Raw genomic sequence first — 13,646 nt, 5'->3', positions numbered from 1 at the left:
GTTGGCTGAGTGCACGGGAAATCACATGGCTGGCACTCATTGGTACTTGTGTGCCAGGTGATGTCTGGTTCATTCTTCGACTCCAACAGTTTGGCCGGTGCCGGAAGAATGGAGGCATCATGCGGACCAGTGGACCGATCGGCATCACGCCGTTTCACGCGCGGGGCTCGTTGCGGGGTTTCGTTATTTCCGGGCGTTGGCCCGATACCACCAAGGAATGGGCTCAGGTGCTGGTGCTCGCCGTGCGAGTCGCGACGCTACCCGGACTGTTGAGTACGTCGACTGTCTTCGGGGTCCGGGAGGAGCTGCCCGATGACCCCGCGCCCGACATGGTGGGCTTGGTGCTGGCCGAGGGGCCGGTGCTGGGCGACCAGGCGGTCGAGCCCGGAAGGTTTGCCGAACATGTGCCACCGGCCTTGTTGATGCTCCATCCGCCGTCGGAAACCCGGCCCACACTGCCCGAATGCGCGGGGGCAGCCTCGGGCTGCGTGTTGTTGCCCGGCGTGCCGCATCTGGGTCTGGAGCACCGCGCGGCATGGGTCGAGGCCGAGTCCGACGGGACCATCACCTCCCTGGTCAGCCGGGTCGGACTGGACCCGATCAGCGATCCCGACACCGCGGTTCTGGCTATGCTGCTGGCCGCGTGAGCCTGCCCTGCGGACGCGGTAAGGGTGCCCGAAACTTTGTACGTCGGGCCCCAAACTTATTGTGCGCATTGCGATTTCGACAACAGCCGCTTGGCAACCGAGCGGCATCCGGGTAAAGTCGGCTACAGCGAAGGGGAGTAGCCCCCAATCATGCAGTCGACATACTGATCCACCGCTCAGCTCGAGCCGGATCCGGTTGCGTGAACCGGTATCGATCCGGTGGGCGAGACCTTCGGCCTGAACAACCATTCGTTGTCGGCCGGAGGCGTCCCCGTCTCCAGGCCGGCAGGCCGGAGACCCGGGAGTCACCACCAACATGATCGCCACGATATTGCTGAGCATCGGCATCGTCTTCCTGGCCGAGCTGGGCGACAAATCCCAGCTCATGGCGCTGACGTTCGCCCTGCGCTACCGCTGGTGGGTTGTCCTCGCCGGCATCGCCACCGCCACCGCCCTGGTGCACATCATCTCCGTGGCCGTCGGCCACTTCCTCGGCGCCGCTCTCCCCACCACCGCCATCGCCTTGGTCGCGGCGCTGATGTTCCTCGGCGTCGGCCTCTGGACCCTGCGGGAGAACCTCACCGAGGACGACGGCGACGAGCCCAAGCCGCCCCGCTCCAGCAAAGCCCCCTACTTCGTCGTCCTGTCGGCGTTCCTGCTCGCCGAACTCGGCGACCGCACCATGTTCGCCACCGCCGCCCTCGCCACCGACAACAACTGGTTCGCCGTGTGGCTCGGCTCCACCCTCGGCATGGTCGCCGCCGACGCCCTCGCCATCGTGGTGGGCATCGTCGTCGGAAAGCATCTCCCGGAACGCGCCATCGGTATCGCCGCCGGCCTGCTGTTCCTCTACTTCGGCTCCGCCACCCTGCTCGCCACCGTCCTGCCGGGCCTCGGCCTGCTCGCCGGCGCGGCGCTCGCCGTCCTCGTCCCGGCCGCCGCGGGCGCGTTCCTACTGGCCCGGCGCACCCGCCGTCGCCCGCAACCGGAGTTGGTAGAGAACGTCAACTAGTCCCGCTGCGCATCGCCGTCCCGTAGAGATCGCCGCTGCGGCGGACCAGATCCAGCAGGGGTTCGCGGAGGGCGCGCAGGCCGTCGAGGTCGTCGGCGGCCAAGCGGGTGGTGACCATGGCGCTGACTCCGGCGGCGAGGGTTTGGCAGGCGAAGCGCTGGGGTTCGGTGCGCGCGCCGAGGATTTCCGCCATCAGTTCGACGAAGGATTCCTGCAGTTGCGCACGGCGGGCGACCGCTTTGGAACCGGCCGCGTACACCTCGACGAGGAACAGGCGGGCGTAGGCGGGCTCGGCGGCCAGGCCGTCCAGATAGGCGCTGAGGATGCGACTCGTGCGGTCCGGGTCCGGCGGCGTGGTGCCGTTCGCCTCGGATTGCGGGGTGGCGGACGCTTGGGCGATGCGGGTCAGCAGGCTGCCGACGGCGCGTTCGTAGGCCGCCTCGAAACAGTCCTCTTTGGAACGGAACTGCTCGTAGAAGGTTTCCCGGGAGACACCGGCGCGTTTCAGGATCACCGCGACGGAGGTGCCGACGTACCCGTTTTCCGCCATGGCCTCGGCCATCGCCTGCAGGATGCGTTCGCGCTGCGAGGCGATCACCTGCTCCCGCGGCAGGCCGTGGCGGCCGCGGGGTAGCTGGCGGGCGGCGGGTTGGGTCATTCGGCGGCTCCGGGATCGGGGAGGGAGGCTCAGGCTGCCGCTCCATTCTGCTGGGTGGAACCGGTTGCCGGTGGTGGGGTGCGCGTGGCGAGTTACGCCGCGCCGCCCGCTTCGGACTGCACGCGGCGTGGCCGCCGAGGTTGGTCCGTGGTGAAGGGCGGGTCCTCGGTGCGCGCGATCTCCAGCGCTGTGGCGACACCGCCGCGCAACGCGAAGTCGATGAGGCGCTGGGCGATCGAGCGCATCGGCAGCGCCACCGCCACCCACCACGGCGAGACGACCTGGCGCTTACGGCGGGCGATAGCTCGTTCGATGCCGTCGATCGCGGGACCGAGCGGCGCTGTCCCCGATACCGTGGAGCGGCCGAGGATGGCGCGCGCGGCAGCCGTGCCGAAGCCGCGGGTGGTCATGTCGGTGTCGAGTTCGGCGAAGTACGCGATACCGACCTTGGCCCCGGTGTGCCGGATCTCGTGTCGCAAGGTGTTGCCGAGCGCTTCCACGCCCGCCTTGGACGCGCTGTAGGCCCCGGCGAGCGGCAGGTTGACCGCCGCCGCCAGCGAGGAAACGATCAGGACGTATCCATTACCGTGCAACACATGCGGTCCGGCCGCGCGCAACGTGTAATAGACGCCGAGCGTATTCACCGCCAGCGTCTCCTCCATCACCCGCGGATCACCGCCGAGCAACGGAAGTTGTTTGGCCACACCGGCATTCGCGATCACCACGTCCAGCCCGCCGAGCTCGGCCACCAGCATGTCCACCACCCGCTCCACCTGCGCGGGATCCCCGATATCGCAGTACCGCCACGGCGCTTCCCCGCAATCCCGGGCCACTTCGGCCAGCAGATCCGGCTCGATCCCGAGCAACGCCACCGCCGCCCCGCGCGCATGCAACTGCCTGGCCAGCGCGGCCCCGATCCCCCGCGCCGCCCCCGTGATCAACACCTTCCGCCCCCGAACCCCCGGCCCCCGAAGCCACCGCATCGCCTTGCGATCCCCTGCGGAGTGCTGGTCGGGCGACGAGCGAGCGGACTTCATGCGGCCGACGATACCACCGATGAACAGGTCTGTTCGTAAATAATTCCGCGTCACATACCGGACAAAAAGCTGTCCTACCGGGGTGCGAAGGAGTGGTGCTAGGGCTCGCAAAGGTCAGGCGCTAGGGTGCAATTGACGAAAGGCCAACTGGCTGTCACGAACGAGAGGACCATCGTGGAGATTTCGGGTTCCGCCGCCATTGTCACCGGAGGCGCATCCGGCCTCGGCGCCGCCACTGCCAAGCGTTTCGCCGACCTCGGCGCCACCGTCTTCGGCCTTGACGTGCCGCAGTCCATCGAGCGCGCGGGCGACAACGTGCCCGCGGGCGTCACCCTTATTCCCGCCGATGTCACCAGCCACGACGAGGTTTCCGCGGCCGTCGCGAAGGTCGTCGAGTCCGGCGCCCCGCTGCGCGTCGTGGTCAACTGCGCCGGTGTCGGCTGGGCCGGACGCATCCTGTCCAAGAACGGCCCGCACGACCTGGAGCTGTTCCGCACCGTCATCACCGTGAACCTGCTCGGCACGTTCAACGTCATGCGCCTGGCGGCCGACGCCATCGCCAAGACCGACACGGTCGACGAATACGGCCAGCGCGGCGTCATCATCAACACCGCCTCGGTCGCGGCGTTCGAGGGCCAGATCGGCCAGATCGCCTACTCCGCCTCCAAGGGTGGCGTGCACGGCATGACCGTCCCGGCCGCGCGCGACCTGGCGCAGTTCGGCATTCGCGTCAACACCATCGCCCCCGGCATCATCGACACCCCGATGCTGGCCGGCGTCACCGAGGAGTACCGCAAGGGCCTCGAGGCCGGCGTGCCGTTCCCCTCGCGCCTGGGCCGCCCGGACGAGTACGCGCAGCTCGCGCAGTACATCACCGAGCACGACTACCTGAACGGCGAAACCATCCGCATGGACGGCGCGCTGCGCATGGCTCCTCGCTGATCGGGCGAAGCCCTCGCTTCGCTCGGTTTCGCCCGATCAGCTTCGATCCGGTGGAGCACTGAGTCGGGCTTGCCTCGCTGCGCTCGGCGGTTCGCCCTGCGATCGGTGAGAGATGGCCCTCGCTGCGCTCGGCGGTTGGCGCTCGGGTCGGCGGGGCGGGTCCTCGCTGCGCTCAGCGGTTAGCACTGGGTCGCTAGGGCGGCCCTCGCTGGCTGAGTGGACAACGCTGGTTCGGCGGGTCGGCGGCCGGGTCTTGCGGGTTGAGCAGCGGTTGAACGCTGGGGGCGGCGGGGCAGGATCTTGCGACGCTCAGCGGTTGACGCGGGGTGGGCCGGGCGGGTCTTAGTCGTTCGGCGAGCCCTGCGGATGTGCTTGACATCGAACTGCGCGTGACCTGAGAGGGTTGCGCGCAGTTCGCGTTTCAGGGGTTGGGCTTGTGGCCGATGCCGAGGAAGGCTGTGGTGGCCAGGGGGGTTTTCGGGCGGTAGTTCTCGGTGAGGTAGGCGCGCATGGTGGCCGCGCGTTCAGCCCATAGCTCTTCGCCGAGTGACCGTCGGAGCAGGACCAGGGGGGCACTGCTGCGGGTCATTTTCTCCCACATGTCGTCGGCGCTGTCCCAGGCCAGTTCGGTGGTGTGGCGTTGGATGGTGACGCCCGCGAACCCGGCCGAGCGCATCTCGGTGGCGAAGACTTCCGGGTTTTCCAGGCTCAAGTAGTTCGGTTGCGGCTCTTGGATCGCGGGGTCGGCGGCGGCCATCGCTTCGAACATCAGCCGCATCAGGGGAGACTCGACGACCGGCGCCCAGCTCGACACCACCGCGACTCCGCCCGGCCGGAGCACCCGGCGCAGTTCGGCGAAGCCTTTGGCGCGGTCGGGGAAGAACATCAGGCCGAACATGGAGAAGCCCGCGTCGAAACCGTCGTCCGCGAACGGCAGCGCTTGACCGTCGCCGACATGGGTTTCGATATTGGTGTGCCCGGCGGCCGCGGCCGCCCGGTTCAGTAACTCGAGCATGTGCTCGGCGAAATCGAGGGCGGTGACGCGCGCGGCCTGGGCCGCGGCGAGCAGACTCAACGTGCCAGGTCCGGCGGCTACATCCAGGACGTGCGAATCCTGGGACAGGCCGGCCAATTCCAAGGCCCGCGCGGAGAACGGCTCCATGATCGCCAGCGCCTCTTCGGCATAACCATCGGCGACGAGGTCCCAGGGCTCGGCGGCGGCCAGGGGGTTTCCGGACATGTCTTCCTCCACGATCTACCCAACCGCCTCAGGCTACGCGGCTACCCCCCTCGCTAACCACAACCTCATGCGAATATTGCTGTGCCCAAACGTGTCTGAACTCACGATCGGAACCAGCAAGACCGCGTGCCGGCACCCCGCAACCGTCCGGCACCGGTCGACCCGCACGTTTTTCGCCCGAAGACGCGGCAAGCCCGCGAACCGGACGGTTCGCGGGCTCGAAAGCGTAGTGCAGCCTCAGCCGAAGATGAGGCCCTTGCCCTGGCTGACGGCGCGGGCGAAGCGATCCTGCACCTCGGCCCAGTTGACGACGTTCCAGAACGCCTTCACGTAGTCGGCCTTGACGTTCTTGTACTGCAGGTAGAAGGCGTGCTCCCACATGTCCAGGCCGAGCAGCGGGATGATGCCGAGCGGCACGTTGCCCTGCTGGTCGGTGAGCTGGAAGGTGAGCAGCTTGCCCGAGAGGGTGTCGTAGCCCAGCCACGCCCAGCCCGAACCCTGCAGGCCGTTGGCGGCCGCGGAGAACTGCTCACGGAACTTGTCGAAGGAGCCGAACTGGTCGACGATGGCGGCTTCCAGATCGCCGACCGGCTTGTCGCCGCCGTCCTTGGACAGGGTCTTCCACCAGATGGAGTGGTTCACGTGGCCACCGAGGTGGAACGCCAGGTTCTTCTCGTTGAGGAAGATGGCGCCGTGGTCGCCGGCCTCGCGGGCGGCTTCCAGCTTCTCCAGCGCGGTGTTGGCGCCCGCGACGTAGGCGGCGTGGTGCTTGGAGTGGTGGAGTTCGTTGATCTGCCCGGAGATGAACGGCTCCAGGGCGCTGTAGTCGTAATCGAGTTCTGGCAGCGTGTAAACAGCCACGATGTCCCTTCCTAATGTCGGGCCGTGTGTGCCCGCTTTCGGGCAACACCCAACCACCATTCGTACACCCGCTAGGTAGCAACCGGGCTCGGTCCCCCCTCATTCCCCCTGGGAAGTTACCGAACGGACCGCGGTGCCGGGTACCCGGTGCGCGCCGGAAAACCTGGCTTTTTCCGGACATGAGGCGACCGCGCACCCTGACGAGTGCGCGGTCGCGGGGGAGTGTGGGCCCGGTCGGGTCTACAGCTGCGGCACGATGCCGGGACGGATGGTCCGCGGATCGCCTTCGTCGTGTGCCTTCCACCAGTTCCGACCACCCGCGATGAACTCCTCGAGCGGAATCTGTCTGCCGGTGGAATCGTGAATGGTCATGTTGTCGAACCACACCCGGATGTCGAGTTCGCGCGGATCGATGCCCTCCTCCTGGGAGAACTCCAACACGTGCGAGGAGATGTGGTCATCGAACTTGGTGTCGAAACTGAGCAACTCGCGCCACAGCGCCCAGCCGGTGTCGTCGAGATCGATGAACTCCCAGCCGTGCAGCCGGCCGCCGCCGAAGCTGCGGATGGCGTCGTGGAGTCCGTCGAGCTGCAGCGGTAGCACCTGCGGCTCCACGTCGTCCCAGCGCTGCATGCGCAGGGACGCCGCGACTCGGCTGACCCCGGTGAAGGTCAGTTGCACTGGAAAATCATCACTGGCCTGCCCTTTGGCAGGAAGTGTCAGCACCTCGAGTTGCAGGCGCAGCTCACGCGCCTTGGTGTCGACATCCAGGCCGAGGCAAGTCGCCTCGGACAGAGCGGTGTTGAGTCCGGTGGTGTCCAATCCGTCGAGTAGCCCCCTGCTCACGTTCATGCATCAAGGCTACCGATACGACCTTGTGGAACCTGGTATTTCACTTTTTCCCAGTCGTTCTCGTTTCCGGGGGAACCGAACCGGCGGTGCCGGCGTCCAAGTAGTTGTCGGGCCCCGTGCGGGTTCCCGCACCCACCGGCGGATGATCGCTCCGGGATTTCAGGAGGGGAGTCCCGGATCGATCGTTCGCAGCGCTGAAGGAAACCCCGGCTGCGGATCGACAAGTCTTAACCTGTGGATGAGGTTGTGGATTATGTGGATAACTCCGAGGGAGATATGCACAGGTCGGCTTGGGCAGGCTGCCCGATAGGGTCTTCGGGGCAAGAACGTACCGAGAGTCGATTATCGACGGTTTGGTTTCCGCCCCGACTTCACCGGGGCGTTTGCTCGGCCGACATGGCAGGATCGGGAATGTGACAAGCCCGGAAGTACCGTCGGTGCCGGTGGAGGCCGTGCCCGCCGAATTCGACAACCCCGTGCGCGGCGAGCCGGGGCCCATCCTGCTCGACGTGCGTGAGGACGACGAATGGGAACTCGGGCACGCGCCGGGCGCGATCCACATCCCGATGGTTGACGTGCCGGCTCGGCTCGACGAACTGGAATTCGACGTCGACCTCTACGTCGTGTGCCGGCAGGGCGGCCGTTCCATCGAAGTGGCCAAATACCTCGCGCATGTCGGGTTCGACGCCATCCAGGTGAACGGTGGCATGGTGGCCTGGCAGCAGCAGGGCCGCCCGCTGGTGGCCGAGGGCGATCACCAGGCGAAGATCTACTGACATATGCCGCCGCATTCGCCGTCTGCCGTACCCGAAGGGAGTAAGCCCATGAGCGTGGTGCAACCCTGTGCGCGCTGCGGCGCGCGCTGGGCCGTGCAATCGACCCCGATGCACTGGTGCCCGCGCTGCCGGGGCGTCCTCCTCTCGCCCGCGCCCATCGACGCGCCCCCGGAACGCCGTAACTATCGGTGGATCGCCCGGCGGCCCGACCACCGTCCCCGGCGGCCCGCGGGCGGCCGGTCCGGAACCCAAGCCGGCACACCGAAATACACTCACATCCCGCGCTGGGGATTGATCGACCCGCCGCCGCGCACCGCCGACGCGCCGCGCACCAGGTGGCAGCGGTGGACCGAGCGGGTCGAACCCCTGCTCCTCGTCACCGCCGGATTGTTCGCGCTGGCCTCGGCCGCCGAGCTGGGGCGCTACGGGATCCTGCTGCGCAACCGCACCCGGTTGATCGAACCGCTGCTGCTGCGCGCGTCCGACGCGCTCGTCATCGGATCGGCCGTACTGGCATCGGTTTTCGCGCTGCTCACCGCGGTGGCGCTGATCGGCTGGCTGATCGAGACGCGCGCGGCGACGTTCGCGAGCGCCGGCCGCAGCGATCCGCGGTCGGCGCGCACACTGACGCTGGGCTGTGTGATTCCAGGGGTCAATCTGCTGTGGCCCGGAGTGTTTCTCACCGAATTGGCACGGCAGCGGGATGATCCGCGAACCCTGCGCGCGATCCGCGTCTGGTGGTGCGCTTGGATTCTCGGCGGCGCCATGGCGGCGGCCGCCCTGCTCTGGCGGACAGCGGATTCGTTGCAGGCCCAAGCCGACGGCGTGCTGTTCATGGTCTGGACCGACCTGGTCGCCGCCGGCGTCGCGGTGCTCACACTGTGGGTGGTACGCCTGTTCGCGGGCCGGGATCTGCTGGGCCGCACCAAACTCGCCCGCCGCTGGGTGGTCGCCGCCGACGCGGCCGTGCCCGTCATCGAACCGGTGCACCCGGGCGCGGGTCAGGCGAAAGTTGAAGACCAGGAGGTTATGGCCAAGTGAGCCAGGGCAATCGCGCACCGTTCGTCGTGGCGCATCGGGGGGCGTCGGCGGCGCGACCCGAGCACACGCTCGCCGCTTACGAACTCGCGCTCCAGGAAGGCGCGGACGGCGTGGAATGCGATGTCCGGCTCACCCGCGACGGGCAGCTGGTCTGCGTGCACGACCGCACCGTCGACCGGACTTCCGACGGCACCGGCCTGGTCAGCGAAATGACGCTGGACGAGCTGCGGGAGCTCGACTTCGGCGGTAAGGACGCACCGGCCGACGTGCTGACCCTCGCCGAACTGATCGAGCTGGTGCTCGACTGGCGCAGCCGCCCGACCAAGCTGTTCATCGAGACCAAGCATCCGGTCCGCTACGGCGCCCTGGTGGAGAACAAACTGCTCGCCGAGCTCCAGCGGTTCGGCATCGCCACCCCGGCCTCGGCCGACCATTCGCGTGCTGTCGTCATGTCTTTCGCGGCTACCGCGGTCTGGCGTATCCGTCGCTCCGCGCCTTTGTTGCCGACTGTGCTGCTCGGTGAGTCCTCTCGCTACCTCGGCGGCGGCGCGGCCACCACGGTCGGCGCCACCGCCGTGGGCCCGTCGGTGAAAACCCTGCGCGAACACCCCGAACTCGTCGACAAAGCGGCCGCCGCCGGTCGCGCCACCTATTGCTGGACCGTCGACGACCCGCAGGACGTGCGCCTGTGTGCCGACCTCGGCGTCAGCTGGGTCGCCACCAACCATCCCGGCCGCACGAAAGCTCTGCTCGCCGCCGCGTAACCATGGCGCGCCGGGTAACCATGGAGGGCGTAGTGAACACCGCTCCCGCACGCTGTAGTTTGACCCTTCGTGGGTAAGAGCAAGCGCAATCAACCTAAGCCCGGAGGGAACCGGGCGCAGCGTCTCGCCGAGCGGAAGGCAGCGCTGGAACAGGCGGCGCAAGCCGTGACGCGTCCTTTCGAGGGGCTGGCCGCCGAATGCGATCTGGTGGCGCTGCGGGAGTTCGTGCCGTCGGCGACCGCGACCTTGAAGCTGGCGCCGGGTGTGGCCGCGGAGCGGTCGGTCGTGCTGGCGACGGTGCTGCCGGGCGCGGTGGCCGCGCTGGTGCGCGCCGGTGAGCAGGAGATCGGGTTCGTCGGCACCCAGGTGCAGTTCCAGGGTGCGGATCCGAGCGCCGACATGGCCGCCGCCATTCTGTGGACCCAGTCCGCCGAGCCCGGCGAATCGCTGACCTCCGCCGAAGCGATCGAGGGCGGCCCGCGCCTGGCCGACGTCCTCGACCCCGGCGCGGATCTGGAACTCACCGTGCATCAGGACTTCGACTGGTGGGTGCCCGAGGGTGTCACGCCGGACCCGCAGGTCGCCGCAACCATCGAGCAGGCCAAGCAGGCGATCATGCCTTCCGCGCGTTTGACTCTCGGTCCCGACGCGATCGGCGCGGCCTGGTGGGTCGACGCCGGAGACAAGGCGCATCTGCGCTGGGTCCGTCCCGAGAACGAGGACGATCTGATGCTCGCGCTGGCCCGGCTGCACGCGAAGGGCGAGTTGACCCTGGGCGAGGGATCCCGCTTCGCGGGGTCGTTCCGCACGCACGGTCTGCTGGTGCCGGTGTTCGATCTGGATTCGGAGCTGCACCCGACCGAATGGGAAACCCCGGCAAAGGAGTTCGGTGTGCGGTTGGCGGCGGCGCTGGCCGATGACGCGCCGATGACCGCGGAGGAGCGTCGTTCCCGCGACGGATTGCGTTCGCGCCAGGTGACACTGCGCTGACACCGGCCGTGACAGGTCCAAAATTTGCCGGAAGAATTTTGTGAAAAACACTTCTTTCGGACTTGTGCTCGGCTAGGTTCTCCCCATCACCGAAAGCTGGTGGTGGTGAGGACCAACCTCACCGAAAGATGAGGAAAGAAGGCACATTATGGATTCTGGATCCGCTTCCGGCATTCTCACCCTGCTCGTCACGCTGCTCAGCTCGCTGAGCGCCAAAGCCTGATAAGACTATTGCCCACGACTCAGGCCCAGCTCGTCGCGAAGAGCTGGGCCTGAGTTGTCTCGAAGGCTGTTTTACAGCGAGCCGCCGGCGGCCGAGGGCGCACCGGAGGCATCCGACGGACCGCTCATTTCGCGGGCGATGAAATTCTCCAGATCGAACAGGTTCGAGCCGGCCCGCTCGGCGACATTGAGCAGGGTGTGCATCGCGGCAACCTCTTCGACCTGCTCCTTGAGGAACCACTGCATGAACTGTTCGCCCAGGTAATCGCCCTCTTCGCGGGCGGTGCTGGCAAGCTGGATGATCTGGTCGGTGACCGTCTTCTCCTGCTTGAGCGCGAGCTGGATCGGATCGATCACATTCTTGAACGAGGACTTGGCGGCATCGACTCCGGTGAGTTCGACGCTGAGATCACGATCCAGGAAGTACTGCGCGATCATCATGGCGTGGTTGCGCTCTTCCACCGCTTGGGCGTAGAAGCGCTTCGCCAGCTGCGGCAGGTCCGCGTTATCGAACCACACCGCGATCGCAATGTACTGATGCTCGGCATTGAATTCATGCCGGATCTGGTCGTGAAGCAGTTTGTGGAATTTGCTGCGCGGGGTCTCTGGGTGGCTGGACATGAGGGACACATTAACGCTGGTCAGAGCGCGTGTCATCCAAGTGCAGCCTTATTGAGTCGAGCCTTATTGAGGTCAGCCATTCCTAAATATTCTTTGCCGCGCCCGCCATTTTCGGTGCATTCCGATCCACCTTCGGCGCGGGCGTCCGCAACTCGCGGGCGACGAACTCCTCGACATCGAACAGGTCGCCCGCGCCCCGATCCAGCACCGTCAGCAGCGTATTGATCCGGGCGACATTCTGGACCTGCTCCTCGAGGAACCACTGCACGAACCGCTCGCCGAGATAATCGTTCGTCGCGCGCGCCGCGCCGGCCAGCTCGGTGATCTGTTCGGTGTGCACGACCTCGGCCTGCCGCAGGAAGGCCAGCGCCGCGCGCGGTGATTCGAAATCGGGCTGGACCTCGTCCAGACTGCCCACTCGCACCTCGAGCTCCCGGTCCAGCAGGTACTGGATCATCCGCAGAGCATGCGCGCGGTGCTGCTCGGAGCGGTGATAACAGTGTTGCGCCAGCTGTGGCAGGCGGTGGGAATCGAAATAGACCGCGGCGGCGAGACACTGCTGGGCAGCGGTGAAGCCGTGCCGGATCTGATCGCGAAGCAGGACGGGGAAAGACTCGGTACCGGCCATGTGGTCGACGTTACCGGGTGAGCAGCGCCTCCGGCACGGGTTGATCGGAAGCCAGCGCCTCGAAGAACTCGCTCGCCTTCGTCTTGTCCCACACCAGCACGTTGCCGCTGGCGGTGTTGTCGAAGCCGCCGATCGGCACCGTGGTCGTCACCGTGTCGGCGCGTAACGCCCAGCCCAGCCGGCCCAGATGCCACAGGTGATCGCCCTCGTCCACCTTCAGTGACTTCGCGGTATCGCTGGCCAGCGGCCACAACTTGAACGGGTTGATCAGGGTCGACCAGCTGGTCGCCTTCTTCAGCAGCGCTGACATGAACAGGCGCTGATTGTTCATCCGGTCGATATCGGCCAGCGCCGTCGCACGGGAGCGCACGAACCCCAAAGCCTCGGCACCGCCGAGCTTTTGGCAGCCGGCATCCAGGTTGATCCCGGCCAGCGGGTCGTCGATGGGAGTCGGGACGCAGAGGTCGATGCCGCCGAGCGCGTCCACGATGCCCGCGAAACCGGCGAAACCGATCTGCGCGTAGTGGTCGATGTGCAGGCCGGTCGCGATTTCCACGGTCTGCACGAGCAACTGCGCGCCACCGAAGGTGAAGGCGGCGTTGAGTTTGTCGCGACCGTAACCCGGAATGGAGACGTAGGAATCGCGGGGCAGGCTGACCATGGTGGTGCCGCCGGACTTCGGGACGTGAATCAGCATGATCGTGTCGGTGCGCTCGCTGCCCACGTCACCGCCGGTGGCGAGTTCGTTTTCCTGCTCCGGCGTGAGGCCGGTGCGGGAGTCGGAGCCGACCAGCAGCCAGTTGGTGCCCGGCGTATCACCCACGCGGCCTTCGTAATCGGCGAGCGCGTCGATGCGCTGGAGTTTGCCGTCGAGGTGGATGACACCGGCGACGGACCCGACGACGAAGACCAGCAAGAAAATCAGAAACCAGCGGAACGGGTGCCGCTTGCGGCGGGCGCGCGGCGGACGCGGCTCGCGTTCCCGGCGGGTCGGCGGTGCGGCCGGCGGAGGTGGTGGTGGCTGACGACGCTGTCGTGGCGCGGGCTCGTGGTAGGGCTGTGGCTGCTGCGTGGGCGCGTGCGTGCGGCGCGGTGGTGGCGGCGGGGCCTGTTGCCGGCGCATCTGCGAGTAGGCCTGCGGTGGCTCATAGGCCCGGCCGTCGCGTCGCAAGACTTCCGTGGGCTTCGCATGCTGTGCGCCCGCTGATCCGGGAACGTAGTCGGGCGGCGGCATCCGGCGTGGTCGGTTGCTTCGCTGGTGGTCGTCGCCGTTCATCACACTGACTTTACTGATCGGAGGGGCGCACGCTGGGGGAAGCGGCTCGCGAACGACAGATAGCCGTCCTCTATTGATA

Annotated in this window: 15 protein-coding genes; 7 read left to right on the top strand and 8 right to left on the bottom strand. The window is 67.2% G+C overall.

Going from position 1 to position 13,646, the window contains the following annotated elements; genetic code table 11:
- Window positions 1–119: 119 nt before the first annotated feature.
- Window positions 120–647, top strand: a complete 528-nt coding sequence (locus BJ987_RS05365) for a peptidase (RefSeq protein ID WP_209885222.1) — start codon at window positions 120–122, stop codon at window positions 645–647.
- Between the two features lie 316 nt (window positions 648–963).
- Window positions 964–1,659, top strand: a complete 696-nt coding sequence (locus tag BJ987_RS05360; RefSeq protein ID WP_209885219.1) for a TMEM165/GDT1 family protein — start codon at window positions 964–966, stop codon at window positions 1,657–1,659.
- On the opposite strand, the gene BJ987_RS05355 is transcribed toward BJ987_RS05360, so the two are convergent.
- Both BJ987_RS05355 and BJ987_RS05350 read right to left on the bottom strand, forming a co-directional pair.
- The gene (locus BJ987_RS05355) at window positions 1,652–2,317 is read right to left on the bottom strand and encodes a TetR/AcrR family transcriptional regulator (protein ID WP_209885217.1); all 666 of its coding nucleotides are present in this window, start codon (window positions 2,315–2,317) and stop codon (window positions 1,652–1,654) included. The genes BJ987_RS05360 and BJ987_RS05355 overlap by 8 nt on opposite strands.
- 92 nt (window positions 2,318–2,409) lie before the next feature.
- Window positions 2,410–3,300, bottom strand: a complete 891-nt coding sequence (locus BJ987_RS05350; protein ID WP_209897878.1) for an SDR family NAD(P)-dependent oxidoreductase — start codon at window positions 3,298–3,300, stop codon at window positions 2,410–2,412.
- 228 nt (window positions 3,301–3,528) lie between these two features.
- On the opposite strand from BJ987_RS05350, the gene BJ987_RS05345 reads away from it, so the two are divergent.
- Window positions 3,529–4,296: an SDR family NAD(P)-dependent oxidoreductase gene (locus BJ987_RS05345; protein WP_209885215.1), complete on the top strand. Its 768-nt coding sequence runs from the start codon at window positions 3,529–3,531 to the stop codon at window positions 4,294–4,296.
- A 421-nt stretch (window positions 4,297–4,717) separates the two neighbouring features.
- Here BJ987_RS05345 and BJ987_RS05340 read toward each other — a convergent pair whose 3' ends face one another.
- The 3 genes from BJ987_RS05340 to BJ987_RS05330 form a co-directional block, all read right to left on the bottom strand.
- Complete coding sequence (locus tag BJ987_RS05340) at window positions 4,718–5,536, bottom strand: class I SAM-dependent methyltransferase (RefSeq protein ID WP_209885213.1); 819 nt, start codon at window positions 5,534–5,536, stop codon at window positions 4,718–4,720.
- 237 nt (window positions 5,537–5,773) lie between these two features.
- Complete coding sequence (locus tag BJ987_RS05335; RefSeq protein WP_209885211.1) at window positions 5,774–6,397, bottom strand: superoxide dismutase; 624 nt, start codon at window positions 6,395–6,397, stop codon at window positions 5,774–5,776.
- Between the two features lie 240 nt (window positions 6,398–6,637).
- The gene (locus BJ987_RS05330; RefSeq protein ID WP_209885209.1) at window positions 6,638–7,249 is read right to left on the bottom strand and encodes a hypothetical protein; all 612 of its coding nucleotides are present in this window, start codon (window positions 7,247–7,249) and stop codon (window positions 6,638–6,640) included.
- A gap of 413 nt (window positions 7,250–7,662) precedes the next feature.
- Here BJ987_RS05330 and BJ987_RS05325 point away from each other — a divergent pair, with 413 nt between their 5' ends.
- From BJ987_RS05325 to BJ987_RS05310, 4 genes are all read left to right on the top strand, one after another.
- Window positions 7,663–8,025, top strand: coding sequence for a rhodanese-like domain-containing protein (locus BJ987_RS05325; RefSeq protein WP_209885207.1), 363 nt, complete (start codon window positions 7,663–7,665; stop codon window positions 8,023–8,025).
- A gap of 48 nt (window positions 8,026–8,073) precedes the next feature.
- A complete protein-coding gene (locus BJ987_RS05320; RefSeq protein ID WP_245365830.1) occupies window positions 8,074–9,066 on the top strand; it encodes a DUF4328 domain-containing protein in 993 nt (330 codons plus the stop codon).
- Window positions 9,063–9,830 (top strand): glycerophosphodiester phosphodiesterase, encoded by a 768-nt coding sequence (locus tag BJ987_RS05315; RefSeq protein WP_209885203.1) that lies wholly within the window; start codon window positions 9,063–9,065, stop codon window positions 9,828–9,830. Before BJ987_RS05320 ends, BJ987_RS05315 begins: the two co-directional genes overlap by 4 nt.
- 69 nt (window positions 9,831–9,899) lie before the next feature.
- Window positions 9,900–10,820, top strand: coding sequence for a DUF5926 family protein (locus tag BJ987_RS05310; RefSeq protein ID WP_209885201.1), 921 nt, complete (start codon window positions 9,900–9,902; stop codon window positions 10,818–10,820).
- Between the two features lie 294 nt (window positions 10,821–11,114).
- On the opposite strand, the gene BJ987_RS05305 is transcribed toward BJ987_RS05310, so the two are convergent.
- From BJ987_RS05305 to BJ987_RS05295, 3 genes are all read right to left on the bottom strand, one after another.
- Complete coding sequence (locus tag BJ987_RS05305) at window positions 11,115–11,663, bottom strand: ferritin (RefSeq protein ID WP_209885199.1); 549 nt, start codon at window positions 11,661–11,663, stop codon at window positions 11,115–11,117.
- An 82-nt stretch (window positions 11,664–11,745) separates the two neighbouring features.
- Complete coding sequence (locus tag BJ987_RS05300) at window positions 11,746–12,291, bottom strand: ferritin (protein WP_209885198.1); 546 nt, start codon at window positions 12,289–12,291, stop codon at window positions 11,746–11,748.
- 10 nt (window positions 12,292–12,301) lie between these two features.
- Window positions 12,302–13,567 carry an LCP family protein gene (locus BJ987_RS05295; RefSeq protein WP_209885196.1) on the bottom strand — a complete coding sequence of 422 codons (1,266 nt, stop codon included), beginning with the start codon at window positions 13,565–13,567 and terminating at the stop codon, window positions 12,302–12,304.
- Window positions 13,568–13,646: the final 79 nt, after the last annotated feature.

Origin of the sequence: Nocardia goodfellowii (assembly GCF_017875645.1) — a bacterium.
Classification (GTDB): domain Bacteria; phylum Actinomycetota; class Actinomycetes; order Mycobacteriales; family Mycobacteriaceae; genus Nocardia; species Nocardia goodfellowii.
This window is presented reverse-complemented; position numbering and strand designations above follow the sequence as displayed.

Excerpts from the sequence above, each read along its gene's own strand:
- BJ987_RS05300 (WP_209885198.1), bottom strand. The coding sequence starts at position 12,291 with ATGGCCGGTACCGAGTCTTTCCCCGTCCTGCTTCGCGATCAGATCCGG.
- BJ987_RS05360 (WP_209885219.1), top strand. The coding sequence starts at position 964 with ATGATCGCCACGATATTGCTGAGCATCGGCATCGTCTTCCTGGCCGAG.
- BJ987_RS05320 (WP_245365830.1), top strand. The coding sequence starts at position 8,074 with ATGAGCGTGGTGCAACCCTGTGCGCGCTGCGGCGCGCGCTGGGCCGTG.
- BJ987_RS05355 (WP_209885217.1), bottom strand. The coding sequence starts at position 2,317 with ATGACCCAACCCGCCGCCCGCCAGCTACCCCGCGGCCGCCACGGCCTG.
- BJ987_RS05350 (WP_209897878.1), bottom strand. The coding sequence starts at position 3,300 with ATGCGGTGGCTTCGGGGGCCGGGGGTTCGGGGGCGGAAGGTGTTGATC.
- BJ987_RS05340 (WP_209885213.1), bottom strand. The coding sequence starts at position 5,536 with ATGTCCGGAAACCCCCTGGCCGCCGCCGAGCCCTGGGACCTCGTCGCC.
- BJ987_RS05365 (WP_209885222.1), top strand. The coding sequence starts at position 120 with ATGCGGACCAGTGGACCGATCGGCATCACGCCGTTTCACGCGCGGGGC.
- BJ987_RS05295 (WP_209885196.1), bottom strand. The coding sequence starts at position 13,567 with ATGAACGGCGACGACCACCAGCGAAGCAACCGACCACGCCGGATGCCG.
- BJ987_RS05330 (WP_209885209.1), bottom strand. The coding sequence starts at position 7,249 with ATGAACGTGAGCAGGGGGCTACTCGACGGATTGGACACCACCGGACTC.
- BJ987_RS05305 (WP_209885199.1), bottom strand. The coding sequence starts at position 11,663 with ATGTCCAGCCACCCAGAGACCCCGCGCAGCAAATTCCACAAACTGCTT.